29 protein-coding genes and 1 tRNA gene are annotated in these 25,603 nt (G+C 58.0%); 12 read left to right on the top strand and 18 right to left on the bottom strand.

The features are described 5' to 3' along the window. Nucleotides 1-51 precede the first annotated feature (51 nt). Nucleotides 52-294 (top strand): hypothetical protein, encoded by a 243-nt coding sequence (locus tag ABX75_RS20930; RefSeq protein ID WP_034096407.1) that lies wholly within the window; start codon nt 52-54, stop codon nt 292-294. Nucleotides 295-383: 89 nt separating this feature from the next. Here ABX75_RS20930 and ABX75_RS20925 read toward each other — a convergent pair whose 3' ends face one another. The 8 genes from ABX75_RS20925 to dapA form a co-directional block, all read right to left on the bottom strand. Beyond that, nucleotides 384-983: a DUF4326 domain-containing protein gene (locus tag ABX75_RS20925; protein ID WP_034096406.1), complete on the bottom strand. Its 600-nt coding sequence runs from the start codon at nt 981-983 to the stop codon at nt 384-386. Continuing rightward, on the bottom strand, nt 980-1,423 hold the full coding sequence (locus ABX75_RS28660) for a DUF488 family protein (protein WP_082136185.1): 444 nt from the start codon (nt 1,421-1,423) through the stop codon (nt 980-982). The genes ABX75_RS20925 and ABX75_RS28660 overlap by 4 nt, the downstream gene beginning before the upstream one ends. An 8-nt stretch (nt 1,424-1,431) precedes the next feature. After that, on the bottom strand, nt 1,432-2,091 hold the full coding sequence (locus ABX75_RS20915; protein WP_034096404.1) for a hypothetical protein: 660 nt from the start codon (nt 2,089-2,091) through the stop codon (nt 1,432-1,434). A 374-nt stretch (nt 2,092-2,465) separates the two neighbouring features. Further along, nucleotides 2,466-2,555: transfer RNA gene (locus ABX75_RS20910), tRNA-Ser, on the bottom strand. A gap of 83 nt (nt 2,556-2,638) precedes the next feature. Next, nucleotides 2,639-3,352, bottom strand: a complete 714-nt coding sequence (purC, locus tag ABX75_RS20905) for a phosphoribosylaminoimidazolesuccinocarboxamide synthase (protein ID WP_034096403.1) — start codon at nt 3,350-3,352, stop codon at nt 2,639-2,641. Between the two features lie 27 nt (nt 3,353-3,379). After that, the gene (locus ABX75_RS20900; protein ID WP_034096402.1) at nt 3,380-4,138 is read right to left on the bottom strand and encodes an MBL fold metallo-hydrolase; all 759 of its coding nucleotides are present in this window, start codon (nt 4,136-4,138) and stop codon (nt 3,380-3,382) included. Between the two features lie 4 nt (nt 4,139-4,142). Further along, on the bottom strand, nt 4,143-5,258 hold the full coding sequence (gene bamC, locus ABX75_RS20895) for an outer membrane protein assembly factor BamC (protein WP_034096401.1): 1,116 nt from the start codon (nt 5,256-5,258) through the stop codon (nt 4,143-4,145). A gap of 17 nt (nt 5,259-5,275) precedes the next feature. Then, nucleotides 5,276-6,154, bottom strand: coding sequence for a 4-hydroxy-tetrahydrodipicolinate synthase (gene dapA, locus ABX75_RS20890; protein ID WP_034096400.1), 879 nt, complete (start codon nt 6,152-6,154; stop codon nt 5,276-5,278). Between the two features lie 273 nt (nt 6,155-6,427). Here dapA and ABX75_RS20885 point away from each other — a divergent pair, with 273 nt between their 5' ends. Both ABX75_RS20885 and ABX75_RS20880 read left to right on the top strand, forming a co-directional pair. Beyond that, nucleotides 6,428-6,988, top strand: coding sequence for a glycine cleavage system protein R (locus ABX75_RS20885; RefSeq protein ID WP_003189463.1), 561 nt, complete (start codon nt 6,428-6,430; stop codon nt 6,986-6,988). 10 nt (nt 6,989-6,998) lie between these two features. Then, nucleotides 6,999-7,472: a peroxiredoxin gene (locus tag ABX75_RS20880; protein ID WP_034096399.1), complete on the top strand. Its 474-nt coding sequence runs from the start codon at nt 6,999-7,001 to the stop codon at nt 7,470-7,472. Between the two features lie 30 nt (nt 7,473-7,502). Here ABX75_RS20880 and ABX75_RS20875 read toward each other — a convergent pair whose 3' ends face one another. Together ABX75_RS20875 and ABX75_RS20870 are read right to left on the bottom strand one after the other, a co-directional pair. Continuing rightward, nucleotides 7,503-8,573, bottom strand: coding sequence for an AI-2E family transporter (locus tag ABX75_RS20875; RefSeq protein ID WP_034096398.1), 1,071 nt, complete (start codon nt 8,571-8,573; stop codon nt 7,503-7,505). 31 nt (nt 8,574-8,604) lie between these two features. Beyond that, nucleotides 8,605-8,844, bottom strand: coding sequence for a sulfurtransferase TusA family protein (locus ABX75_RS20870; RefSeq protein ID WP_034096397.1), 240 nt, complete (start codon nt 8,842-8,844; stop codon nt 8,605-8,607). 96 nt (nt 8,845-8,940) lie between these two features. On the opposite strand from ABX75_RS20870, the gene ABX75_RS20865 reads away from it, so the two are divergent. Continuing rightward, nucleotides 8,941-10,374 carry a M48 family metalloprotease gene (locus ABX75_RS20865; RefSeq protein WP_034096396.1) on the top strand — a complete coding sequence of 478 codons (1,434 nt, stop codon included), beginning with the start codon at nt 8,941-8,943 and terminating at the stop codon, nt 10,372-10,374. A 66-nt stretch (nt 10,375-10,440) separates the two neighbouring features. Here the strand turns inward: ABX75_RS20865 and ABX75_RS20860 are convergent, their stop codons facing one another. The 4 genes from ABX75_RS20860 to rpoE form a co-directional block, all read right to left on the bottom strand. After that, nucleotides 10,441-11,880, bottom strand: coding sequence for a DegQ family serine endoprotease (locus ABX75_RS20860; RefSeq protein WP_034096395.1), 1,440 nt, complete (start codon nt 11,878-11,880; stop codon nt 10,441-10,443). Between the two features lie 234 nt (nt 11,881-12,114). Then, nucleotides 12,115-13,083 (bottom strand): MucB/RseB C-terminal domain-containing protein, encoded by a 969-nt coding sequence (locus ABX75_RS20855; protein WP_034096394.1) that lies wholly within the window; start codon nt 13,081-13,083, stop codon nt 12,115-12,117. A 16-nt stretch (nt 13,084-13,099) separates the two neighbouring features. Further along, entirely contained in the window at nt 13,100-13,687 is a 588-nt protein-coding gene (locus ABX75_RS20850) for a sigma-E factor negative regulatory protein (RefSeq protein ID WP_034096393.1), read from the bottom strand. Between the two features lie 32 nt (nt 13,688-13,719). Next, complete coding sequence (gene rpoE / locus ABX75_RS20845) at nt 13,720-14,301, bottom strand: RNA polymerase sigma factor RpoE (protein WP_003172477.1); 582 nt, start codon at nt 14,299-14,301, stop codon at nt 13,720-13,722. Nucleotides 14,302-14,766: 465 nt separating this feature from the next. On the opposite strand from rpoE, the gene nadB reads away from it, so the two are divergent. Then, a complete protein-coding gene (nadB, locus tag ABX75_RS20840; RefSeq protein ID WP_034096392.1) occupies nt 14,767-16,383 on the top strand; it encodes an L-aspartate oxidase in 1,617 nt (538 codons plus the stop codon). Here nadB and ABX75_RS20835 read toward each other — a convergent pair. Then, entirely contained in the window at nt 16,352-16,798 is a 447-nt protein-coding gene (locus ABX75_RS20835) for a protein YgfX (protein ID WP_082136184.1), read from the bottom strand. The two genes, nadB and ABX75_RS20835, sit on opposite strands and share 32 nt — an antisense overlap. Continuing rightward, nucleotides 16,782-17,036, bottom strand: coding sequence for a succinate dehydrogenase assembly factor 2 (locus ABX75_RS20830; protein ID WP_034096390.1), 255 nt, complete (start codon nt 17,034-17,036; stop codon nt 16,782-16,784). The genes ABX75_RS20835 and ABX75_RS20830 overlap by 17 nt, the downstream gene beginning before the upstream one ends. A gap of 139 nt (nt 17,037-17,175) precedes the next feature. Between ABX75_RS20830 and ABX75_RS20825 the strand changes: the two genes are divergently transcribed. Continuing rightward, on the top strand, nt 17,176-18,117 hold the full coding sequence (locus ABX75_RS20825; protein WP_047882578.1) for a folate-binding protein YgfZ: 942 nt from the start codon (nt 17,176-17,178) through the stop codon (nt 18,115-18,117). A gap of 36 nt (nt 18,118-18,153) precedes the next feature. Continuing rightward, nucleotides 18,154-18,975, top strand: coding sequence for an HDOD domain-containing protein (locus ABX75_RS20820; RefSeq protein ID WP_034096388.1), 822 nt, complete (start codon nt 18,154-18,156; stop codon nt 18,973-18,975). A 1-nt stretch (nt 18,976) separates the two neighbouring features. Here ABX75_RS20820 and ABX75_RS20815 read toward each other — a convergent pair whose 3' ends face one another. Together ABX75_RS20815 and ABX75_RS20810 are read right to left on the bottom strand one after the other, a co-directional pair. Further along, a complete protein-coding gene (locus ABX75_RS20815) occupies nt 18,977-20,362 on the bottom strand; it encodes a sensor histidine kinase (RefSeq protein WP_034096387.1) in 1,386 nt (461 codons plus the stop codon). Then, nucleotides 20,355-21,026: a response regulator gene (locus ABX75_RS20810; protein WP_034096386.1), complete on the bottom strand. Its 672-nt coding sequence runs from the start codon at nt 21,024-21,026 to the stop codon at nt 20,355-20,357. The genes ABX75_RS20815 and ABX75_RS20810 overlap by 8 nt, the downstream gene beginning before the upstream one ends. Nucleotides 21,027-21,262: 236 nt before the next feature. Here ABX75_RS20810 and ABX75_RS29135 point away from each other — a divergent pair, with 236 nt between their 5' ends. The 5 genes from ABX75_RS29135 to ABX75_RS20790 are packed head-to-tail and all read left to right on the top strand — an operon-like array spanning nt 21,263 to nt 25,514. Continuing rightward, nucleotides 21,263-21,427: a hypothetical protein gene (locus ABX75_RS29135; RefSeq protein WP_177449827.1), complete on the top strand. Its 165-nt coding sequence runs from the start codon at nt 21,263-21,265 to the stop codon at nt 21,425-21,427. A 47-nt stretch (nt 21,428-21,474) separates the two neighbouring features. Beyond that, a complete protein-coding gene (locus ABX75_RS20805) occupies nt 21,475-22,458 on the top strand; it encodes a tripartite tricarboxylate transporter substrate binding protein (RefSeq protein WP_034096385.1) in 984 nt (327 codons plus the stop codon). A gap of 60 nt (nt 22,459-22,518) precedes the next feature. Beyond that, entirely contained in the window at nt 22,519-22,977 is a 459-nt protein-coding gene (locus ABX75_RS20800) for a tripartite tricarboxylate transporter TctB family protein (protein WP_034096384.1), read from the top strand. Between the two features lies 1 nt (nt 22,978). Continuing rightward, a complete protein-coding gene (locus ABX75_RS20795) occupies nt 22,979-24,493 on the top strand; it encodes a tripartite tricarboxylate transporter permease (protein ID WP_034096383.1) in 1,515 nt (504 codons plus the stop codon). Then, nucleotides 24,486-25,514, top strand: coding sequence for an AbrB family transcriptional regulator (locus tag ABX75_RS20790; RefSeq protein WP_034096382.1), 1,029 nt, complete (start codon nt 24,486-24,488; stop codon nt 25,512-25,514). Before ABX75_RS20795 ends, ABX75_RS20790 begins: the two co-directional genes overlap by 8 nt. Nucleotides 25,515-25,603: the final 89 nt, after the last annotated feature.

Below are 25,603 nucleotides of genomic sequence, written 5' to 3'. Positions count from 1 at the left end.
ACAACAGGAATTATTAAGCTGGGCCGATGGTAAATTGTCAGGGAGTGAAAAATGAAAATCATCGCAACACTATTCAATATTGCTGCACTGCTAACCATTGGCTATCTGATGATTGATAAAGGCATGCCAAGGAACGATGAATGGGGAATTATCATTGCTTTTGCGGGTGCAAGTATCAGTACCTTGATTTACATTTTCACTCAGAAAAGTACTGAAAGCTCATTTCTTGGCCTTTGGCTTCAACGCAAGAAACTTGAAGAACAGAAGAAAATTGACCAATTAAGGACAAAGTAACTAGCTTTAGCGACACTGATGAACACCGATTAGAAACTAGAAAGCTTTTAAACATGACTGGACGATTAGTACCTTTATGACATCCGAATTTACTCACCATCATCTTGGGAGTTTAGGTAATTTGCAATTACGTCTCCATGACAAGCCGCCGGCTTACAGTGACAACCTAGCGTTTTACCCCTTAACTTTTCAATATTCATATCAAACTGTTCCGGCAATTTGAGAAAACGCCTTTCGAAATCATAAGCGAATTTGGCTATTACCTCGTCGCGTGTCCCCTCTTTGCCCATTTGGTAAGGGTTACCCCAAAGAGTCCCCCTGCCAATGTAAACATCATAGCTATCACCTAAATCCTTATTTGAGACCTTGGTTATTTTCAAGTTTACTTTTCTTATAGGTATTTTTCTGTCAAGCAACTTATTAAAGAGCATGAAAAAGCAGTTTCTTTCTTCGTCCTGGAAAAGAATCGCATGCGTAACATTATCCAAAGCGTCATCATCGGAGCCCAAACGCATGACATGCAAACCTTTCGACTTCGAATAATTTTCTATGAATTCGTTTTCATCACGCACGTAAATCAGCTCTACTTTTTCAAGAGAGCTGATAATTTTATCGACTTTTCTTTCAAACTTGGAATATGAAAGAAAGTCAATAGGATATGCGATCAAGACCTTTGCTTCTTTGCTCATACTAAATCTTTGACAACTGCATCAGATTGATCCCACGCTTGCTTGAGGTAATTTGCAACCAGACGTCTGTGGCAGTGGTGCGGTTGGTGCTCACTGCAAAGCAAGCATCCCTCATCAATAATTTCTGGTTTTACGTGCTTTTCAATATTTCGCTTCGCCATAAGATTGAGGAATTTATCTTCATACTGCTGCCAAGAAATTTCTTTTTTCTGGTATGGCGACAAAATTTCTTTTGTAGGTGCCAATTCTGGCAAATGAACGTAGTCGACGTCGCATATTTCTTTTAAAAAATATTTCAAGTCATCTCTTTTTGCAAAACCTGAGAGCTGAGAAATATTATTCAATCGAACGTCAACAACCCGCTTGGTGCCAGATAATTTTATGAGAGAAAAAAAACGTTCTGCTTTTTTCTCTGTAAATCCGATAGTGAATATTTTCATTGGCAGCCTCAGAAAGCGTGGGCGATCAGCTTGTAGCTGTCACCAGAGGGAAGTTTTTCACCTAAGCTAATCGTCAAATAGGAAATATTGGCTAGCTGATAGCTCCCAACCGCTCTATTTTGATAATCAAATACCAACGATGAATCAGTCGCGGTCAGACCATATTTTACGCCGTTATAGTCGAAAAAAACCCGAACCTTTGGCTTATCACCATGCTCCATAGCAACCCTGATATGGACGTTTTCCGGCCGAATTAAATATAGGGATTTGATTGGGCTGGCCAGAAAAACACTAGGGACTTTGTCATTGGTGCCATAGGTACTGTCGTGACCGTTCTCCCAAAGCTTATCTGGTGAGTCCATATAACCGGCTAAATCAGCAATTGTCAGTCGCCCTACACGCTGCCATTTTTCACCAGAGATAATCAAGTTTTCTTGCTGAAATGTTCCTTCCTGCTTAGCAGAAAAAGAAATTTGCATTACGTCAAGAGGGACCGCAAATCCTCCCGTAGCGTACTGGCGTTCCGCATCCAAAATCGCTCTGTTTTCTTCTCTGTTACCGACAGGTCGAACCCAATAGCCTTTATATTTGCCACTAACGATTTTTCCGGCAACACAACGTGCCTTGTGCTTCCACGAGTTTGCTAGACAGACGATCTGGTAAGACATGGTGACCCTTTCCTTGGTGGCGTTATGCCTCCATCCTCACTGACATTTGTCTTAGAAGCAACACTACCTTGGTTCACCCCTTCCCATATTAATGCCGTTCGTCAAACGGTCTGTGCCGCAAAGCAAGAGCGTCTAACGCATATTCGCTCGCGTGCTGAGCAAAGCGAGGGGAACCCCGCCGTTTCGCACCATAGACGCCCACAGAGGATACTGGCTAATGAGACTAGACAGCCAGGATCACCTGATTAAAAAGACAGACGAAAAAAAACAGCGATTTGATCGCTGTAGTTTTGCAAAGAATGCTGCAAACCACTGCTACAAATCGCTGTTTCTTAACCTTCGTAACTCATTGATTTACAAAGGTTTTTCTGTAATGGCGGAGAGATAGGGATTCGAACCCTAGGTACCGGTGAAGGTACAACGGATTTCGAATCCGTCCCATTCGGCCACTCTGGCATCTCTCCAACGGCGCGCATCATAACAGCCTGTTTCATGGAAGCAAAGCTCTTACGAGATTTTTTTCCGTGCTATCAGATGCTTGCGTCGATTACAGCGGTACGCCAAGACGGTTGGCGACTTCTTCGTAGGCTTCGATCACGTCACCGAGGCCCTGGCGGAAGCGGTCTTTGTCCATCTTCTTCTTAGTGGCCTTGTCCCACAGGCGGCAGCCGTCCGGGCTGAATTCGTCGCCCAGGACAATGGAGCCGTCGTGGAACACACCGAATTCCAGCTTGAAGTCCACCAGCAGCAGGCCAGCGTCGTCGAACAGCTTGCTCAGCACGTCGTTGACCTTGAGGGACAACTCCTTCATGCGCGCCAGTTGCTCAGCGGTGCCCCAGCCAAAGGCCACGACGTGGGATTCGTTGATGAAGGGATCGCCTTTGGCATCGTCCTTCAGGAACAACTCGAAGGTGTACGGATTGAGCTTCATGCCCTCTTCCACACCCAGGCGCTTGACCAGGCTGCCAGCGGCGTAGTTACGCACCACGCACTCGACCGGGATCATGTCCAGTTTCTTGACCAGACACTCGTTATCGCTCAGCAGCTTGTCGAACTGGGTCGGAATACCGGCCGCTTCGAGCTTCTGCATGATGAAGGCGTTGAACTTGTTGTTCACCATGCCCTTGCGATCGAGCTGTTCGATGCGCTTGCCGTCGAACGCCGAGGTGTCGTTGCGAAACAGCAGGATCAGGCGGTTGGCGTCGTCGGTCTTGTACACCGACTTGGCTTTGCCGCGGTAGAGTTCTTCACGTTTTTCCATGATGGGCTCCGCTTTGAGTGAGGTGGGCTAGGCGATATGTCGCCAGTCGAGCCCTGAATCTTGATCGGCCAGTTGCAGCCAGTCCGGGTCGCACCCAAGGGTGTCGACAAAACATTGCCGGGCAAGCATCGGCAGGTTGTTCTTGCTGCTCAAGTGGGCCAGGACCAGGTGTTGCAGGTCTTGCCAGCCCAACTCATACACCAGGTACGCCGCCTGGTGGTTGTTCAAATGCCCCAGTTCGCCGCCCACCCGCTGCTTGAGAAAGTAGGGGTAGTGACCACGAGCCAGCAGGTCACGGCAGTGGTTGGACTCGATCATCAAGGCATCGAGATTACGGTAACCGTCAAGCACCTTGGCGCAGTAAGAACCCAGGTCGGTGAGCACACCGAAACGTCGCTCGCCATCACTGAATACATACTGCGTGGGTTCCTGAGCGTCATGCGCTACGGCGACCACATCAATGCTCAAGGCACCGATCCGAAAGGTCTCGCCACCGGCCAGGAAACCCGCAGGCTCAATGGGTTTGCGCATCCCGCGCAAGGTACCGCGACTCAGATACACCGGAAGATTGTAGCGCCGAGACAGCAAACCTACGCCATGCACATGGTCGGCATGTTCGTGGGTCACCAGAATCGCGCTTAACTGCGCAGGGTGAACCCCCAGGCGCAGCAGGCGGCGCTCGGTTTCTCTTAACGAGAAACCACAATCAACCAGCACATAGGTGTCGTCATGGGCGACGAGCGTGCCGTTCCCTTGGCTACCGCTGCCGAGAACGGCAAAACGCATCGGATCAGCCCAGGTTGTCCTGAATCACACCCAACACTTTGCGCGCTGTTTCAGCCGGCGCTACGGTGTTGATGTTCTTCTCGACCGTGACTTGAACGGCGTCGCCAACCTTGCTCAAACGCACCTGATAACGCTCGGCGCGGGTCTCGACTTCTTCCTTGGTCGGCTTGCTGCCGAACAGCTTGCCGAAGAAGCCCGGTTCGTCGTCTTTACGTTCGGCCTTTTCCGCCACGTTGATGTAGTACAGACCCAGGCTGCGGTTGATGTCTTCCACACGCCATGGACCTTGCTCCAATGCACGGCCTACGCTGGCCCAGGCACGATCCAGGTCTTCACCCAGGTTCAGCACCACGTTACCGCTGCCGTCCTCGGTGAGGCTGACGCGGCTCGGGGTGTCGTAATCTCGCGCAGCGAGCAGGGAAACCGAACCGCCCTTCTCGGAAATACGGCTCATGCTGGCCAGCATTTCATCGACCAATGCCGAGTCGACGCCGGTGTTGACCGAGCGGTTGGTGAAGTCGACGTTGGCTGTGCTGCCGGCAGGACGCTCGGCGCTCACCACATAGACTTCACTGGTATTGCGCTGCACGCCTGGCTCAATGCGCACACGGACGCGCGTTTCGCTGCCGGAGGCGACACCGCCGGCCTGCAGGCGCTTGGCCATACTGGCGGACAACTCGCTGCCCTGCTGCCAGGCAGTGGTGAATTCACCGGTCTGCGGGCGCTGTTCGTCAATGCGGAAACCATTGTCCTGGAAGAACTGCACCGCCACCGGCCAGACTTCGGCAGGTGGGCGCTGCGCCACGATCCAACGCGAGTCGCCGCTTTTTTGCAGGCTGTAGTCGCTGGCATCAGCCACGGCCGCGATCGGCTGTGGACGTGGCACCACGTACTCGCCTTTGGTGGTGTCATCGGCAACATTGCGTGGAATCGGCAACAACGGGTCAAGGCGCTTAGCGACATTGACGTCCGGCGGCAATTGCATCGGTTTGGTTGCTTGGGCTTCCAGGTAATCGCTGCCGCGGTCACGGAAGTAGCCTTCCGGGCCCCAGATCCAACCGCAGCCACTGGTGCTGGAGATAATCAAGGCAAGTGCGGAAAGTCCGGCCAATCGCTTCATGCGTAGTGCTTCCTCAATTAAACCAGGACGCCGGACTGGCGCAGGGCCTGTCGCAGCGGTTCGTGACAGGCTTCGCTGAGGCGGGTGAGCGGCAGACGGATACCGTCCGGCATCATGCCCATCTCGTACAGAGCCCATTTCACGGGAATAGGGTTGGATTCGATAAACAGTTCTTTGTTGAGCGGCATCAGCTTCTGGTGGATTGCTCGGGCTTTGTCGGCATCGCCGGCGAGTGCGGCGGCGCACATGTCGCTCATGGCGCGAGGGGCCACGTTGGCGGTCACAGAGATATTGCCTTTGCCACCCAGCAGGATCAGCTCGACAGCGGTGGCGTCGTCACCGGAATACAGCAGGAAGTCACTGCTCACGCCGGCCAGGATGTCCTTGGCGCGCTGCAGGTCACCAGTGGCTTCCTTGATGCCGATGATGTTCGGCACGGTGGACAGGCGGATCACGGTCTCGGCCTTCATGTCGCAGGCGGTACGGCCCGGCACGTTATAGAGGATCTGCGGAATGTCGACGGCTTCGGCAATGGTGCGGAAGTGCTGGTAAAGGCCTTCCTGGGTTGGTTTGTTGTAGTACGGGGTCACCAGCAAGCAGGCATCGGCACCGGCTTTCTTGGCGTTTTTGGTCAGTTCGATCGCCTCACGCGTCGAATTCGCACCGGTACCGGCGATGACCGCGATACGACCGGCAACGCGCTTGACCACGAACTCGATGACCTGGATGTGTTCTTCCACATCGAGCGTGGCCGATTCACCCGTGGTGCCGACCGCAACGATCGCGTTGGTGCCTTCTTGCAGGTGGAAGTCCACCAGTTTGCCCAGGCTGTCCCAGTCGAGATGACCTTGTGCATCCATGGGTGTGACCAGTGCCACCATACTGCCCGCAATCATGCAACCGCTCCTGCCGGAAAAAGAGAGCCGTAATGGTACTGGCGCCAAGATGCTTGCACAAGCGAAGTACCGCGTGAGGATGCGTTCTGACGCAACTAAACATCGATCAACGCCATCATCGGGCCAGAGCACGGTTTGACGAGCAGTGAAAACCGCTGAACGACGCAATGAAAACGCCACCTCCTAGCCCTTGGCGACGCTTTTCGCTACCCTTGATCCTTTGATCGATACGGCCATCTCGGTATCGACCGCTCATCGCTTTAGGAAGGCTGCATGTCCACCCCCACAGTTCGCGAACAATTCCTTGTTATCAGTGCCCTCGGCGCCAACCCCATGGAGCTGACCAACGTCCTGTGCCGCGCCAGCCATGAAAACCGCTGCGCCGTCGTAACCTCTCGGCTGACTCGCCATGGCGAGTGCAGCGCCCTGGTGCTGCAGATCTCCGGGAGCTGGGACGCCCTGGCGCGCCTTGAGACCGGTCTGCCGGGCCTGGCCAAGAAGCATGATTTCACCGTTAATGTGGTACGCAGTGCCGCTCTGGAGAATCGCCCACAGGCCCTGCCATACGTTGCCTACGTCAGTTCGGCCTACCGCTCGGACATCGTCAATGAGCTGTGCCAGTTCTTCATCGACCATAACGTCGAGCTGGAAAACCTGACGTGCGACACCTACCAGGCGCCCCAGACCGGCGGCACCATGCTCAATGCCACCTTTACCGTCACTTTGCCGGCTGGAGTGCAGATCAGCTGGCTGCGCGATCAGTTCCTGGATTTCGCCGATGCGTTGAACCTCGACGCCCTGATCGAACCGTGGCGCCCACAGAACCCAATGTAAGGAAGTACCCATGGCGGTAGTCATCGACCAACCCGTAGCCGACTTCGAAGCCCAGGCCACCAGTGGCCAGACCTTCAGCTTGGCCGCCCTCAAGGGCAAGCAAGTGGTGATCTACTTCTATCCGAAGGACAGCACACCAGGCTGCACCACCGAGGGCCAGGGTTTTCGTGACCAGCACGCGGCGTTCCAGGCAGCCAATACGGAAGTATTCGGCGTGTCTCGCGACAGCGTGAAGTCCCACGAGAACTTCAAGGCCAAGCAGCAGTTCCCCTTTGAGCTGATCAGCGACAAAGATGAGGCAGTCTGCCAGCTGTTTGATGTGATCAAGCTGAAAAAGCTGTATGGCAAGGAATACCTGGGTGTGGATCGCAGCACCTTCCTGATCGACAAAGATGGCGTGCTGCGCCAGGAATGGCGGGGCGTCAAAGTGCCAGGCCATGTAGATGCCGTCCTGGCCGCCGCCCAAGCCTTGAACAAGGCCTGAACAAACGCTGCGGGGCGGGCTAGCTCGCCCCTACAACAGCGGCGCCACCACCGGTTCCTGTCGCGGCCAGGCATCCAGCACGGCCTTGAACAGCGTGGCCAGGGGTATCGCAAAGAACACTCCCCAGAACCCCCACAACCCACCAAACAACAGCACCGCGCAGATAATCGCCACTGGGTGAAGGTTGACCGCTTCGGAAAACAGCAGCGGCACCAGTACGTTGCCGTCCAGGGTCTGGATGATCCCGTACACCGCCATCAGGTAGATGAATTGATCACTCCAGCCCCACTGGAACAGTGCGATCAATGTCACCGGCACAGTCACCACCACCGCGCCCACATACGGCACCACCACCGACACGCCGACCAGCAATGCCAGCAACGCGGCATAGTTGAGGTCCAAAGCGATGAAGGCGATATAGGTCACACCGCCACAAATAAAGATCTCGATCACCTTGCCACGGATGTAATTGGCGATCTGTCGATTCATTTCCTGCGCCACACGGGTAATCAACGCCCGCTCCCGCGGCAGATAGCCACGCACCCAACGACCGATCATTACGCGATCCTTGAGAAAGAAAAACACCAGGATCGGCACCAGTACCAGGTAGATCATGATGTTGACCAGCAACGGCAGACTGGACAGGGAGAACGTCAACGCCCATTGCCCGAATTTCCCAATTTCACCGCGCGCCACTTCGATGGCTTGCAGCACCTGCTCGTCCGATACCAGATGGGGATAACGCTCCGGCAACAGGAGCAACAGCGATTGCCACTTGGCGAGCATCCCCGGTAATTCGTTGAACAGCGTGATCAGCTGATGCCAGAGCAATGGCAACACCACCACGATAAACACCACCAGCAGGCCCATGAACAACGCGAACACCAACCCAACCGCTACCCCGCCGGGTACGCGCAGGCGCTCCAACGTCGTCACCAATCCCTGCATCAGATACGCCAACACCATGCCCGCTAGCACCGGGGCCAGCATGCCACCCAAGGTCAATACCGCCGTAAAGGCGAGGAACAACAAGACCGCCAGCACCACCGCTTCTTCATCGGAGAAGTAGCGCTGAACCCAGTCACGTAACACTTTGAACATCAATCAACCTCGGGCTGTGGGAACAAACGGTTCAGGCCTTGCGCAACCAGTAACGGTACACACCGGCAGCGTCTTCTTCGTGCAACAGGGTGTGCCCGGCCAGTTTGGCAAATGTGCGGAAATCGCGCTGGGAGCCTGCATCGGTGGCAATCACTTTGAGTACCGCACCGCTGGCTAATCGATTGAGCTCCAACTTGGCCTTGAGCAAGGGCAACGGGCAATTGAGCCCGCTCGCATCGAGTTCAGCATCAAAGGCGACGGTGTCGGTCATGGGTTTACTCCGGGTCAAGCGTTCGGGGTGCTTAGAATATCTGGTCCGAAGCTCAGTGTCCGGCTACAGTAAGCTCTTTGTCGAAAGGCCCTGTGCATGAATTTTTTGCGCCCTACCCTGCTGACGCTGGCTTGCCTGCTGGCCTCCCCAGGCTTCGCCGATGACCTGCCGTCGCTGGGCGACGCCAGTTCTGCCATTGTCTCGCCGCAGCAGGAGTACCAACTGGGCCGCGCTTGGCTGGCGTACTTGCGGGGCCAGGTGTCGCAACTCAACGACCCGCAACTCAAGGATTATGTCGAGACCAGCGTTTACAAACTGGTGGAGACCAGCCAGGTCAACGACCGACGTCTGGAGTTCATCCTGATCAACAGCCCACAACTGAACGCATTTGCCGCACCAGGCGGAATTGTCGGGGTCAACGGTGGACTGTTCCTCAATGCCCAGACCGAAGGGGAATACGCCTCGGTGTTAGCCCACGAATTGGCTCACTTGTCCCAGCGCCACTTCGCACGAGGCGTTGAAGCCCAACAGCGCATGCAAGTGCCGATGATGGCTGCGCTGCTGGGTGGCATCATTGCGGCGGCAGCGGGCGCAGGCGATGCTGGCATTGCCGCGATTGCCGGCACCCAGGCCGCCGCGATCCAGGAGCAGCGCCGTTTCTCCCGGCAAAACGAACAAGAGGCGGACCGCATCGGCATCGTCAACCTCGAAAAAGCTGGTTACGACCCGCGCTCCATGCCGACCATGTTCGAGCGTTTGATGCGCCAGTACCGCTTCGATGCCAAACCGCCGGAATTCCTGCTGACCCACCCTGTGACAGAGTCTCGGATCGCCGACACCCGTAACCGGGCCGAACAGGCTAAGCCAGGCGGCAAGGAAGACAGCCTGCGCTACCAATTGATACGTGCGCGAGTGCAATTGAGATACGAAGACACCCCTGGCCTCGCCGCCAAACGCTTCCAAGCGCAACTCGACGAAAACCCGAAAAACGACGTGGCGCGCTACGGCCTGGCCATCGCCCAGATCAAAGGCACGCAACTCAAGGAAGCCCGGGAGAACCTGGCGCCGCTGCTGGCCAAGGCGCCCAACGACATCACCTACAATCTGGCGCAGATCGAACTGGACATCATCAACAACCGCCTGCCCGACGCCCAGCAACGCACCGACAGGATGTTGACCCAGTACCCCAGCAACTACCCGTTGAATCAGGTTCGGGTTGACCTGCTGCTCAAGCAGAATCGCACCGCCGATGCGGAAAAGGCGCTGGATGGGCTGCTCAAATCGCGCCCGGATGATCCAGATGTGTGGTATCAGGTCGCCGAAACACGTGGCTTGTCCGGCAACATCATCGGCCTGCACCAGGCCCGTGCCGAATACTTTGCGCTGGTGGGCGACTTCCAGCAGGCCATCCAGCAACTGGACTTTGCCAAGCGAAGGGCCGGAAACAACTTTCCACTGTCATCACGTATCGATGCACGCCAGCGTGAGTTGATCGAGCAGGAACGCTTGGTCAAAGGCATGATGAGCTAAACCATCCCCCACAAAAAAGCCCCGCCTTCGTCAAACGAACGCGGGGCTTTTTATTGAGCTGGCAGGTTACTCGGCCAGTTTAAAGGTGATGAAACTGGCGCGGCCCTGGCGCAGTACGCGCATCGACACCGAACGATTCTTCGGCAATGCTTTGGCGATATCAGTGAATTGCTTGGTGCTGTCGATCGCCTGATTGTTCAGGTGAGTGATCACATCGCCCGGCTGCAGGCCGATCAACGCAGCAGGTCCATCCTGCACTTCTTTAATTACTACACCGCTCTTGAGGTCGAAGGCTTTTTTCTGCTCGTCCGTCAGTTCGGCTACGGCAATCCCCAGACGGTTGCTGCTGCGCTCGGCGCCTGGCTTGGTGTTGCCCAGGGCATCGAGGGTGGCGCCTTCTTCAGGAATCGCACCGACAGTTAGCTCAACGTTCTGGCGCTTGCCGCCACGAATCACTTCCAACTTGGCTTTGCTGCCGGCCTTGAGTGCGCCCACCAAATGGGGCAGATCGGCGGACATTACGATTGGCTGGCCATTCATACTCAGGATCACGTCACCCACTTGCAGGCCACCCTTGGCCGCCGGGCCATCATCCTGAATCTGTGCGACCAGCGCGCCCGCCGGCTTGTCGAGGCCGAAGGATTCAGCCAGATCCTTGTTCACTTCTTGGATAACTACGCCCAACCAACCACGACTGACCTTGCCGCCGCTTTTCAACTGGTTGGAAACGTCCATGGCCACGTCGATCGGGATAGCGAACGATACGCCCATGAATCCACCGGACCGGGTATAGATCTGCGAGTTGATACCCACCACTTCGCCGGCCAGGTTGAACAGCGGACCGCCGGAGTTGCCCGGGTTGATCGGCACGTCGGTTTGGATGAACGGCACGTAGTTTTCATTTGGCAGGCTACGACCGATGGCGCTAACGATGCCTTGGGTGACCGTGTGGTCAAAGCCAAACGGCGAGCCAATGGCGACTACCCACTGACCGGCCTTCAGATCCTGGGATTTGCCCAGCTTCAGCACAGGCAGGTCCTTGCCGTCGATTTTCAGCAATGCCACATCGGAGCGTGGATCGGTGCCAACCAGTTTGGCCTTGAGCTCACTGCGATCAGCCAAGCGTACGAGAATTTCATCTGCATCGGCAATGACATGGTTATTGGTGAGAATGTAGCCATCCGGCGAAATGATGAAGCCCGAACCCAGAGACTGCGCTTCACGCTGACCACCACCGCCCCCCCGGGGGGCGCGCGGTTGTGGCATCCCACGCTCGAAGAACTCGCGCAACATCGGCGGCAGGCCTTCAAGATCCGGCATCTGCTGGTTCGACACTTTGCGATCTGGCAGCTTCTGCGTGGTACTGATGTTCACCACGGCAGGCGAGGCTTGCTCAACCAGTTGGGTGAAGTCAGGCAACTCAGCCGCTTGCGCGGTCACAGCCTGACCCAGCACCAACACCGTGGCGACTATGGATAGGTAGGATTTCAAACGTGGTATCGACATACAGCTCCCGTTACAACGAGCAAGGTTGAGCGATAGGGTTCAAGAAACGCCGGAAACTGCGTCCGCCGTTTTTGTTCCGCGAACAAAACAAGGCCAGAGCCGACAAACTCTGACCTATAAAAAAGATGGAAGATTTTTGCAAGTGAAAATCCTGATCCAGACATTTCATGCTCTCGGCAGCCAAGCGTGCATGGTTGTAAATTGAAAGATCAGGATGAACATAGAATTAACAACTCACGGCAAAGGCTTAGCGGCTGCCTTTTTTTCACCGCGCACCGACAGCGCAATACGCTCGGCGGTACCGATAGGGATTTCGCCAACAACCGTCACCATCATTTCGCCGTCAACCGTATTCAAGCGACGGGAGACCGCGACAGTGGGGCCTAGCTGCGTACGGTTTTCCGTGACACCGCCATCACTGATGGGCTCAAGAAACACCGAAAATCTTGCCAGACCATCTTCATACATCAAACTGTCGATGGTGTTTTTGGTGTGGGCATCCTCGCGCGCGCTGGAATTCGTTAACTGAAACCCCGGCGGTAACCATTCCAAGTGCCACGCCTCGGTTGGTGCTATCTCTAACTCGTCGCTGTTTACCGCTGCGACCGGCGTGCAATCCTTGCTCGGTTGCAAGTTACGATCTTCAGGCGAAATCGCCGTATTCAAGCGAGTGAACTGAAAGCGCTCCAACAACTGACCTTGGTCGTTGAGCAACAAGGACTTGAGCGGTAGGGCGGTTTCACGATCCAGATGCAGTTCAAATCCATAACGGTATTGGTCACGAGGAGTGATAGACACAATCACAGCATTTCGGCCAGCAACACGGGATTTCCCTATCACGGCCAGATCATAGAATTGATTGAGTTTCTGCGGATCGAGCACACGGGAAGAGGCGTTTCGAGAATTGCCAAGCCCGGCGACTAACGCGCCGCTTACGCATTGTGTGCGGCCGTCCACTCTCACAACTTCCTGAGCAGAGCCATCAAGCTGCAAAAGCCGCTCATGGACTTGCCCATTCTGGGCAAGGTGCCAGATGTCATGGGTGGAAAAGCTGCCGTTACGTTCGTAGACGAACGTACCTTCGAAACTTTGCTGTTGCTCTGCGCGCCCAAGTCGACTCAGCCAGTCTTGGGCTTCATCGGCATGGGCGGGAAGTACAAACCAACCACTGAGCAAAAGCGTAAGGAGCGGTATGGCGCGCATAGAGCTCCTTAGCGGTTCAACGATTTTCCAGACTAGCGGCGCGAGCGTATGGCAGAGCGCTTTCAGTGCCTTTCAGGGCAGATTCCTGTGCATGTTGACGCAGGTATCCTGGGAGACGCTGATCCTGCCAACCGGATTGCCCCTGCAATACACCGTTGGCCATAGGGCCGGTGGCGTCGGAGCTTTCCTTATAGCCTGCGAGCACTGCCGGACCTTTGACTTGCGGGCCAGCCATGACCGGTTGCTGAGTCTGCTGGGCCAATTCGGCACCGGCAATTTCGTCCTGATTGTAAAGACGAACACCCGCCAACACGGCGACAGTCACCGAGGCAGCAACTGCAAGGCGACCCAGGCTACGCCATGGACCACGGGCAGCTTTTGCCGGAACGGCTTCATCAGCCAACGCGGCAGAAACGGCCGCAGCAATATCCAGACGAGGGATTAGAAGATCCTTGTGCATCACCGCCCGAGCGACTTGGTAACGAGACCAGGTATCACGGGTTTCGGCGTCATCGAATGCGTTGAGCACTCGACGAAGTTCCAGTTCATCCGCTTCGTTATCCATCACTGCGGACAGCGATTCCTGCAGGGCATCACGACTCATGGCGGTTCCTCTCTTGGCTGTCGCCGCTGTCTTTAGTTTTCCTGCAACAACGGTTGCAAGGCTTTGTCGATGGCTTCCCGGGCCCGGAAAATCCGTGACCTTACAGTCCCCACCGGACATTGCATGACGCTCGCAATGTCTTCATAACTCAGACCATCGAATTCACGTAAAGTTAACGCCGTACGCAAATCTTCTGGCAATTGCTGAATTGTGCGATGAACGGTTCCTTCGATCTCGTCGCGCAGCAATGCACGCTCCGGCGACTCGAGATCTTTGAGGCCGTGATCACCATCGTAAAATTCTGCATCTTCTGAACTAACATCACTATCTGGTGGGCGGCGTCCGCGAGACACCAGATAGTTCTTCGCCGTGTTGATGGCGATGCGATACAGCCACGTATAAAACGCACTGTCACCGCGAAAATTACCGAGTGCACGGTACGCCTTGATAAAGGCTTCCTGTGCAACGTCCTGCGCTTCGTGGGTGTCGTGCACAAATCGCACGATCAACCCGAGAATTTTGTGCTGGTATTTCAGCACTAGCAGATCAAATGCGCGCTTGTCGCCGCGTTGTACGCGCTCGACCAGCTGCTGATCCTCTTCCTGGGTTAGCATGAACACTCCTCGTTGTACTTGAAGGAGGCTTGCATAACTAAACGATCAGGCTTGCAAACATAGACTCGGACTTTTCGCAAAAGTTCTCCCCCTCCAAGCAAGTTTCCGGCATGCACTGATTTGGCACACACGAAAAACGCAGCGCGGGCAACGCCGGCTGCGCGAATAATCTTGTCGTCGGTTTCCTGACGCGTCCAATGCTCCCGACGGGCCAATAAACTCAACGTTTTCCCAGCTTTCGGGCAACCTGCTATTGAGTCGGGGCTTATGCAAAAAGTTCCCAATTCAATAACCGACGGATTATACCCAAGCCGCGCACCGTAATCTCACATTGCCACGAATGCCTGGCTATTGTGCCGCTCCCCCCCTCTATATACTAGTGGGCCGTGTGACCCTTTGATTCGCCGATCCAGGCGTCCCGTCAGCGCCACTAGTCCTTGGATCGCTTTTTGCGGAATCCTTCAAATGAGCCAACAATTTCAACACGATGTTCTGGTGATTGGCAGCGGCGCAGCCGGATTGAGTCTTGCCCTGACCCTCCCCAGCCACCTGCGCATCGCCGTACTGAGCAAGGGCGACCTGGCCAATGGCTCGACATTCTGGGCTCAAGGCGGTGTTGCCGCCGTGCTGGATGACACCGATACGGTGCAGTCCCATGTCGAAGACACCCTCAACGCCGGTGGCGGGCTGTGTAATGAAGAAGCGGTGCGTTTCACCGTTGAGCACAGCCGCGAAGCGATCCAATGGCTGATCGATCAAGGCGTACCCTTCACCCGTGACGAACACGCCAGCGCCGACGACGGCGGTTTCGAGTTCCATCTGACCCGTGAAGGCGGCCACAGCCATCGCCGCATCATCCATGCCGCCGATGCCACCGGCGCGGCTATTTTCAGAACATTGCTGGATCAGGCCCGTCAACGCCCCAACATTGAACTGCTGGAGCAACGCGTCGCCGTCGATCTGATCACCGAAAAGCGCCTGGGCCTGGAAGGCGAGCGCTGTCTCGGCGCCTACGTACTCAACCGCAGCAGCGGCGAGGTCGATACCTACGGCGCGCGCTTCACCATTCTTGCGTCGGGCGGCGCGGCAAAGGTCTATCTCTATACCAGCAATCCTGACGGTGCCTGCGGCGACGGCATCGCCATGGCCTGGCGCTCGGGGTGCCGAGTGGCCAACCTGGAGTTCAATCAGTTCCACCCCACCTGCCTGTATCACCCGCAGGCCAAGAGCTTCCTGATCACCGAAGCGCTGCGCGGCGAAGGCGCGCACTTGAAACTGCCGAACGGCGAACGCTTCATGCAGCGCTTCGACCCCCGCGCCGAACTGGCCCCGCGCGATATCGTCGCCCGCGCCATCGACCATGAAATGAAGCGCCTGGGCATCGACTGCGTCTACTTGGACATCAGCCATCAACCCGAGGCATTCATCAAGACGCACTTCCCCACCGTCTACGAGCGCTGCCTGGCCTTCAATATCGATATCACCAAAGGCCCGATCCCCGTCGTACCGGCCGCGCACTACACCTGCGGCGGTGTGATGGTTGACCAGCATGGCCGCACCGATGTGCCCGGCCTTTATGCCATTGGTGAAACCAGCTTCACCGGCCTGCATGGTGCCAATCGCATGGCTAGTAACTCGCTGCTTGAGTGCTTCGTGTACGCCCGCTCAGCGGCGGTGGATATCCTTGAGCAACTGCCGCGAATTCCGGTGCCGGCCGCCCTGCCCCGCTGGGACGCCAGCCAAGTCACCGACTCGGACGAGGACGTGATCATCGCCCACAACTGGGATGAGCTGCGGCGCTTCATGTGGGACTACGTGGGCATCGTGCGCACCAACAAGCGCCTGCAACGGGCACAACATCGGGTGCGGTTGCTACTGGATGAAATCGACGAGTTCTACAGCAACTATAAAGTCAGCCGTGACCTGATCGAGCTGCGCAACTTGGCTCAGGTGGCCGAGCTGATGATCCGCTCGGCCATGGAACGCAAGGAAAGCCGAGGACTGCATTACACCCTCGACTACCCGCAGATGCTCCCCGAAGCCCGCGACACTATCCTGGTGCCAGCCACCTACGCCGGCTGAACTTCAAGCGTACCCGCAGGCGCCGGTGTGTATCCGCCGCCTGCGCGTCCTTGGGCACACAGATCGAACGCGCCCACCACTGACCCTTGACCCGATATCGCAGCACCACGACCAGGGGCAACGCCAAGCTATCCGGGAGCAACTGCACGGCGTGCCAGCCACGCTGCTCACTGAATAATTGCCAGCCGTCCTCATCGCGTCGCAGGCCTCGAATCGACGAACGGTGTGACAACAGAATGTGTCGCGGCAAAACCCAGGCGGCATGCCCCAGACACAGCACTATCGCCAGAGTTGAGAAAGCGAGATCAATCAATGCCAACGCACCCAATGCGAACAGTTGGGCGAAAAGATACGCCACCAGCAGCCGCCGTGACGGCCGCCAGCGACATTCAAAGCGATTACTTGGGCTGGACACGGTCCAGAATCATCCGAACCATACGCTGCAGTTCCGGATCGTCCGACTCGGCGCGCTCCATGAACCAGCCGAACATATCCTGGTCTTCGCACTCCAGCAGACGCACATACACCTTGCGGTCCACTTCATTAAGGGTGGAATAAACCTCTTTGACGAAAGGCACCAGCAATACATCCAGCTCAAGCATGCCGCGACGGCTGTGCCAGTAGAGGCGATTGAGTTCTACATCTTCGACCATGGAGCGCTCCTCAAATAGAGCGCAAGTATACAGGCCCGACAGCTGTGGAACAGTCGGCTTTGGTCGCCCCTACGGAAACTATCCATTTGCCGGGCGCCCCTCTATGATGCACCCATGACTTTTTGACCTGCGATGAACCATGGCTGACTCTGCTTTCTTCTGCCCCCTGATCCACGAAGGTGTCCTCGCCGTCCGCGGCGCCGATGCTGCTAAATTCCTGCAAGGCCAATTGACCTGCAACCTCAATTACCTGAGTGATACCCAAGCCAGCCTGGGCGCGCGCTGCACGCAAAAAGGGCGCATGCAGTCGAGCTTTCGCATCTTGTTGCAAGGCGATGGCGTGTTGCTGGCAATGGCGGCCGAGCTACTGGAGCCGCAACTGGCCGACCTGAAAAAATACGCGGTGTTCTCCAAGTCCAAGCTGACCGACGAAAGTGCCGCCTGGTCCCGTTTCGGTCTGGTGAATGCGGATTCGGCCCTGGCCAACCTCGGGCTTGAGCTGCCGGCCGAGACCGATAGCGTAGCCCGCAACGAGCACTTGATCGCGATTCGGGTCTCACCCGACCGCAGCGAACTCTGGGTACCCTCGGATCGAGCCGACGCCGTCAAAGCCCAATTGAGTGAAACCCTTGATCAAGCTGATTTGAATGAATGGCTGCTGGGCCAGATTCGCGCCGGTATAGGCCAAGTCATGCCGCAAACTCGTGAACTGTTCATCCCGCAAATGCTCAACCTGCAAGCCGTGGGCGGTGTGAGTTTCAAAAAAGGCTGCTACACCGGCCAGGAAATCGTCGCGCGTATGCAGTACCTGGGCAAACTCAAGCGCCGCTTGTACCGCTTAAGCCTTGATTCGGCGCAAATGCCCGAGCCAGGAACTCCTCTGTTTTCGCCGAGCCACAGCAGCTCGATCGGTGAAGTGGTGATCGCAGCAAAAGCTGACCAGGTCATTGAACTTCTGGCCGTATTGCAAGCCGAAGCTGCCGATAGTGGCGATGTGCATTTAGGCACGCTTGAAGGCCCAGGTCTGCGACTGCTTGACTTGCCTTATACCCTCGACCGTGATCGAGAGATCCAACGCTAGTCGTCATACTTTTTTGCAACACCCTAGAGATCATGAATGAACAAGCTGGCGGAAAAAGTCCAACAGGCTTTGGTCAAGGCTATCGATAACGATGACCTGGTTCTGCCGACATTACCGGAAGTGGCCCTTAAGATTCGTCAGGCTGCCGAAGACCCGGAAATCAGCATCAGCCATTTGAGCAAAGTGATCGGTCGCGATACCGCCCTGTCCGCACGCCTGATCAAAGTGGTGAACAGCCCGCTGCTGCGCGCCACTCAGGAAGTCACCGACCTGCACACCGCCATCACGCGGCTGGGCACCAATTACAGCAGCAACCTGGCGATTGGCCTGGTGATGGAGCAGATCTTTCACGCCCGCTCCGAAGTCGTCGAACAGAAAATGCGCGATGTCTGGCGCCGCAGCCTGGAAGTGGCGGGCGTGAGCTATGCCTTGTGCCGCAGCCACAGCCAGCTCAAGCCGGATCAGGCGGCACTCGGTGGCCTGGTGCACCAGATCGGCGTGCTGCCGATCCTCACCTACGCCGAAGACCACTACGAGCTGCTGGCAGACCCGGTTAGCCTCAATCATGTGATCGACAGCATCCATCCTAAGCTGGGCGATAAGTTGCTCAGTGGCTGGGACTTTCCCGAAATGCTGGCAAAACTGCCGGGGCAGTACCTGAACTTCGAGCGTGACTCCGACCGCCTCGACTACATTGATCTCGTGCAAGTCGCCGTGTTGTACTGCCACCGCGGCACCAGTCACCCCCTGGCAAACGTGGTGGTTTCCGAGATCCCTGCCATGAAAAAGCTGCGCGTCGACCCCTACAGCGACAGCCTGCGTGCGGAACTGGATGAAGCACGGTCGATGTTCTACTGAATCAACCGGCGATAAAACTTACCCGCACTTTCAAACCTGCCCGCTTGCCATCATGCAGACTGATCTGCGCCAGATGCGCCCGGCAGATTTCCCCGACAATCGCCAAGCCCAGGCCCGAGCCCATACCCTGCTGGCTACGCCGATAGAACCGTTCGAAGACCCGATCCCGTTCATCCAGCGGGATGCCCGGGCCATCGTCTTCCACCTCCAGCACCGCCGGCGCCATCACCCGTAGGATCACGTTGCCACCAGGCGGCGTGTGCGCCAGGGCATTGTCCACCAGGTTACTCAGCAGTTCGTTCAACAGTGTCGGTTCGCCGCGCAGCCACACCGGCTCGTCGGCTTCCAGCGCCAGGGCCACGCCGCGCGCGTGGGCCAGAGGCGCCATGGCCATGCCCAGTTCGCGGGCCAACTGACTCAGATCCAACAACTGCGCGCCGCCTTCGGCAATCGCCCGGGCGCCGTTCTCGATGCGCGCCAGGGACAGCAACTGATTAGCCAGATGGGTCAGGCGATCAGTGCCTTGAGCCGCGGTTTCCAAGGTGCTGCGCCAGGTCGCCGGGTCTTCGGCGCGCAACCCCAACTCCAGGCGGGCCTTGAGTGCGGCCAGCGGAGTGCGCAGTTCGTGGGACGCATCGGCGATAAACTGCGCCTGGCGCTGGAATTGCCCGCGCAGGCGCTCGGTGAAGTGGTTGAGGGAACTGACCAGCGGGCCGAATTCATGTTGCACCTCCACCAATGGCAGCGGCCGCAGATCGTCGGGCTGACGCTCCTCCACGGCTTTACGCAAACGGTCCAGCGGGCGGAGCGCGGCGCTCACGGCAAACCACACCAGCAGCAACGCACCGACCGCGAGCATGCCCAGGCGCAGCAGGGTATCGGCCATCAGGCTACGGGCCATGCTGACCCTTGCTTCGTCGGTCTCGGCCACGCGGATTTCCGCCATACCGTTCATGTTCGGCTCGGAAACCGCTTTAAGCAGGCTGACCACGCGCACTTCCTGGCCCTGGTACTTGGCGTTGTAGAAACGCGCCAGGGCCGGGTAATCATCGGTACGCGGTGTGCCGGGCGGCGGGCCGGGCAGGTTCTCATAGCCGGAGATCAGCTTCTGATCGATGTCGTTGACCTGGTAGTAAATGCGCCCGGCGCTATCGTAGGCGAAGGTGTCCAGGGCCACATAGGGCACATTGGCGCTGAGAGTGCCGTCCACCTGGGTCAGGCCGGCCGCGATGGTTCGTGCCGACGCCAGCAGCGTACGGTCGTAGGCGGTATCGGCAGCTTCGCGACCGTTCCAGTAGGCACTCATGCCGCTGGCCAACATCAACAGCACCAGCAACAGCGCCAGGTTCCACAGCAGGCGCCAGCGCAGGCTGCTGGGCTTATGCATCGCGGGCTTCCAGCAGGTAGCCAAGGCCGCGGAACGTCACGATGGCGATCGGTTGCCCATCGAGTTTTTTGCGCAGGCGATGCACGTAGATTTCGATCGCATCGGGGCTGGCCTCCTCGTCCAGGCCAAACACATGGGAGGCCAGTTGCTCTTTGCTCATCACCCGGCCCGGACGCGCGATCAGCGCTTCGAGCACCGCCTGTTCACGGGAGGTCAATGTCAGCAGTTCGCCGCCCAACGTGAAGCGCCGGGTGTCCAAGTCGTACACCAGCACGCCGCAGGTTTGCTGGCGCTCGCCGCCCAGCACGCTGCGACGCAACAGGGCCTTGACCCGTGCTTCCAGTTCCGTCAGTTCAAAAGGCTTGGCCAGGTAATCGTCGGCGCCCAGGTTCAGGCCATGCACACGGTCTTTGACGTCACTTCGCGCGGTCAGCATCAGCACCGGCAGATTTTTCCCCCGGGCTCGCAAACGTGCGAGCACCTCGAAACCATCCATGCGCGGCAGCCCCACATCGAGGATGGCCACCGCGTAGTCCTCGCTGCTCAAGGCCAGGTCGGCGGCGACGCCGTCGTGCAGCACGTCGACGGTCAAACCCGTGCTCTTGAGCGCTTGGGCCACACTGTCGGCGAGTTGCAAATGGTCTTCAACCAGAAGGACACGCATGGTTTTCTGCCTCATTCAGGAGTGGTCGATGCCACGCTTTGGCGGGGAGTTTACAGGCGCCCGGTGCCCTGTGAAGCCCGAAAACATTGAAAGGTGGCTGAAAGGTTAGTGAAAGCTTCGCCCTTTAGCATCCAGCTCACGGTGAGTCTTGCCCACCCAGTTGCCTAATCCGCAGCGCCCGAAAAGCGCCTCGATGCGTTTTCGTAAAAATAAGAACAATACCGGAGTGCACCACGATGCTGTCGACACAGCCCCAGACTTGCCCGCCTGTTCGTATTTCCCGCCCGACCCAGACCGCCCTTGCCGGTTTTATTTCGTCGCTCAGCCAAACCGCCCTTTTCGAAGACTGCGGATCGGATGAAACGCGCCTGCTCGTCAGCTACAGCGTCGCGCTCTGGTAAGTAGTGCCTGGCAGTAGAACCTCATAACAAAAACGACGGAGACACCCATGACCCTTTCATTGCGTAAATTGGCCCTCACCGCCGGCTGCATGTTGTTCGCCGGCCAACTGCTGGCCGCTGACGAGCCCAAGCGCCCGGAATGCATCGCCCCGGCCTCCCCCGGCGGCGGTTTCGACCTGACCTGCAAACTGGCGCAAAGCGCACTGGTCAACGAGAAACTGCTGAGCAAACCGATGCGCGTGACCTACATGCCCGGCGGCGTCGGCGCGGTGGCCTACAACGCCGTGGTCGCACAGCGTCCAGCGGATGCCGGTACGCTGGTGGCCTGGTCCAGCGGTTCGCTGCTGAACCTGGCGCAAGGCAAGTTCGGGCGTTTCGATGAAAGCGCCGTACGTTGGCTGGCCGCGGTCGGCACCAGTTACGGCGCCATCGCGGTAAAAAGCGATTCGCCCTACAAGACCCTCGATGATTTGGTCAAAGCCCTGAAGAAAGATCCGGGCAGCGTGGTGATCGGTTCCGGCGGCACCGTCGGTAGCCAGGACTGGATGCAAACCGCCCTGATCGCCAAAGCCGCCGGGATCAACCCGCGCGAGCTGCGCTATGTGGCCCTCGAAGGCGGCGGTGAAATCGCCACGGCCCTGCTTGGTGGTCATATTCAAGTGGGCAGTACCGACATCTCCGACTCCATGCCGCACATCCTCAGCGGCGACATGCGTCTGCTGGCGGTGTTCTCCGAGCAGCGCCTGAACGAGCCGGAAATGAAGGATATCCCGACCGCCAAAGAGCAAGGCTACGACATCGTGTGGCCAGTGGTGCGCGGCTTCTACCTCGGGCCAAAAGTCAGCGATGCCGAGTACGCCTGGTGGAAAGACGCGTTCGACAAACTGCTGGCCTCCGAAGAGTTCGCCAAGCTGCGTGACCAGCGCGAGCTGTTCCCGTTCGCCATGACCGGCCCGGAGCTGGACACCTATGTGAAGAAACAGGTGGCTGACTACAAAGTGCTGGCCAAAGAGTTCGGCCTGATCCAGTAATCGCCCCCTCTGTCGCGCGGCCATGCCTGGTAAACCCCAGGCATGGCCCAGGAGTTCAACATGCTCTTACAACGCATATTCGCGGCCGCGCTGCTGCTGGCCTGTGCCGGTCTGGCGCTGATGGCCTGGCCCTATCAGGCGTCGTTTTCCTACGAGCCGGTAGGGCCCCGCGCCTACCCGCTGCTGATCCTCGGGCTGATGAGCCTGGCGCTGATCTACATGCTGATTCGCCCGCAGGCCACCAAGCACACCGAAGAAGAACCGGCGCTGGATCGCGAAACCCTGATCAAGATCAGCCTCTGCGTGGTGCTGCTGATTGTGTTCGCCGCCACCTTCGAACCGCTGGGCTTCATCCTCAGCAGCATGCTGATCGGCATCCCGATGGCGCGCCTGTACGGCGGCCGCTGGATGCCCAGCGTGGTGATCGTCTCCCTGATGGCCATCGGTTTGTACCTGCTGTTCGATAAGGTCATGGATGTGCCGTTGCCCCTTGGCCTGCTCGACGTTCTGGAGAACTGATATGGATACTTTTGGCTACTTGGGCCAGGGCTTTGGCGTGGCGCTGTCCCCTTACAACCTGGTGACCGCGCTGTGCGGCACGTTGATCGGCACCGTGGTCGGCCTGCTGCCGGGCCTGGGCCCGATCAACGGCGTGGCGCTGTTGATCCCCATCGCGTTCGCCCTGGGCCTGCCGCCGGAATCGGCGCTGATCCTGCTGGCGGCGGTGTACCTGGGCTGCGAATACGGCGGCCGGATCAGTTCGATCCTGCTTAACATCCCGGGCGAAGCTTCCACCGTAATGACCACCCTCGACGGCTACCCGATGGCCCGCAAAGGCCTGGCCGGTGTGGCGCTGTCTTTGTCGGCGTGGAGTTCGTTCATCGGTGCGTTCATCGCCACCTGCGGCATGGTGCTGTTTGCGCCGCTGCTGGCCAAATGGGCGATTGCCTTCGGCCCGGCGGAATATTTCGTACTGATGGTGTTCGCGATTGTCTGCCTGGGCGGCATGGCCGGTGACAAGCCGTTGAAGACCTTCGTCGCGGCGTTGATCGGCCTGTTCCTGTCGGCAGTCGGCATCGATGCCAACAGCGGCGTTTACCGTTTTACCGGCGACAATATCCACCTCACCGACGGCATCCAATTCGTTGTTCTGGTGCTAGGCCTGTTCTCCATCAGCGAGATCCTGTTGCTGCTGGAAAAAACCCACCGTGGCCAGGAAGCGGTCAAGGCCACCGGGCGCATGATGTTCAACGTCAAGGAAGCGGCGTCGGTATTCGTGGTGAATATCCGTTGCGGCCTGCTGGGCTTCATCATGGGTGTGTTGCCGGGCGCCGGTGCAACGCTGGCCTCGGCCGTGGCCTACATGACCGAGAAACGCATGGCTGGTGCCAGCGGCAAGTTCGGCCAGGGCGACATGCGCGGCCTCGCCGCCCCGGAAACCGCGATCGGCGCATCCGCCTGCGGCGCTCTGGTGCCGATGCTGACCCTGGGCGTACCTGGCTCGGGCACCACCGCAGTGATGATCGGCGCCCTGTCGCTGTACAACATCACCCCCGGCCCGCTGCTGTTCCAACAGCAACCGGACATTGTCTGGGGCCTGATCGCTTCGTTGTTTATCGCCAACATCATGCTGGTGATCCTCAACATCCCGATGATCCGGATCTTCACGCGCATCCTCGCGGTGCCGAACTGGGCGCTGGTGCCGGTGATCGCCATCATCACCGCGATCGGTGTGTACGCGGTGCATGCCACCACTTTCGACCTGTTCCTGATGGTCGGGATCGGCATCTTCGGTTACATCCTGCGCAAGCTGGACTTCCCGCTGTCGCCGGTGCTGTTGGGCTTTATCCTCGGCGGCCTGATGGAGCAGAACCTGCGCCGTGCGCTATCGATCTCCAACGGTGCGCTGGAGATTCTGTGGTCGAGCCCGATCACCTTTGGCGTCTGGGTACTGACCGCGATCATGCTGTTCGTGCCGCTGCTGCGGATCTGGCGCAAACGCGCCCAACAGCGCCGCGCTGTGGCCAATGTCTGAGGTCACCCTTAAACATTGGTGGGGAACACCGCTGGTCGGCCTGGCCGGCGGTTACCTGGCCAGCCTGATCGGCTGGCCATTGCCGTACATGGTCGGCTCGTTGCTGGCGATCATTCTGGTGCGTTGCCTCACGCCCTGGCAGTTGGCGGAGATTCCCGGCGGACGTAAATGCGGCCAATGGGTGGTGGGGATCGGCATCGGCCTGCACTTCACCCCAGTGGTGATTGAGCAGGTGATGAGCCACTTCGGCCTGATCTTCTTCGGCGCGCTGGTCACCAGCCTGTCGAGCGTGGTGGGCGTGTGGCTGATGCGCCGTAGCGGTGAAGACCGCGCCACCGCGTTTTTCTCCAGCATGCCGGGCGGGTCCGGTGAGATGGTCAACCTCGGCGCACGCAACGGCGCGGTGCTCAGCCGTGTCGCGGCGGGGCAGAGCCTGCGCGTGCTGGCGGTGGTGCTGTGCGTACCGGCGATCTTCAAGTATGTGCTGGGGGGCGGCGCGCCGCAGTTTCATCCGGCACCGGTGAGTTGGGCGTGGCTGGCGTTGCTGTTTCCGCTGGGGGCTCTGGTGGCCTGGGGTTGGCAGCGCCTGCGTCAGCCAAACCCATGGTTGTTCGGCCCGTTATTGGTCAGTGCGACCGCCAGCGTTGTCTGGGATTTGCATATCGGCCTGCCCGACGGCGGCAGCCAAATCGGCCAATGGCTGATCGGCAGTGGACTGGGTTGCCATTTCAACCGCCAGTTCTTCCGCCGCGCGCCGTCGTTCATGGCTCGTACTTTAGTCGGCACCGCTCTGACCATGGCGCTGGCGACCTTGGCCGCCGTGGGCCTGAGCGCCCTCACCCACTTGGACCTGCGCTCGCTGACCCTGGGCATGATGCCGGGTGGCATTGCCGAGATGAGTCTTACGGCCGAAACCCTGCAACTGTCAGTGCCGCTGGTGACGGCGATGCAGGTGATGCGTTTATTGTTTGTGCTGTTTTTGGCGGAACCCTTGTTCCGACGATGGAATCGCCAGCCGTAGCGGGCTTCCCACGCAGGACCGTACCGTCTGTCGCAACTGTCATTTCTCACAGTTAGCCTAGCTGCCTCGTTCGGCGTTCAATCCGCATG

The sequence above is a fragment of the Pseudomonas sp. ARP3 genome, from assembly GCF_001029595.1.
Lineage (GTDB): Bacteria > Pseudomonadota > Gammaproteobacteria > Pseudomonadales > Pseudomonadaceae > Aquipseudomonas > Aquipseudomonas rhodesiae.
This window is presented reverse-complemented; position numbering and strand designations above follow the sequence as displayed.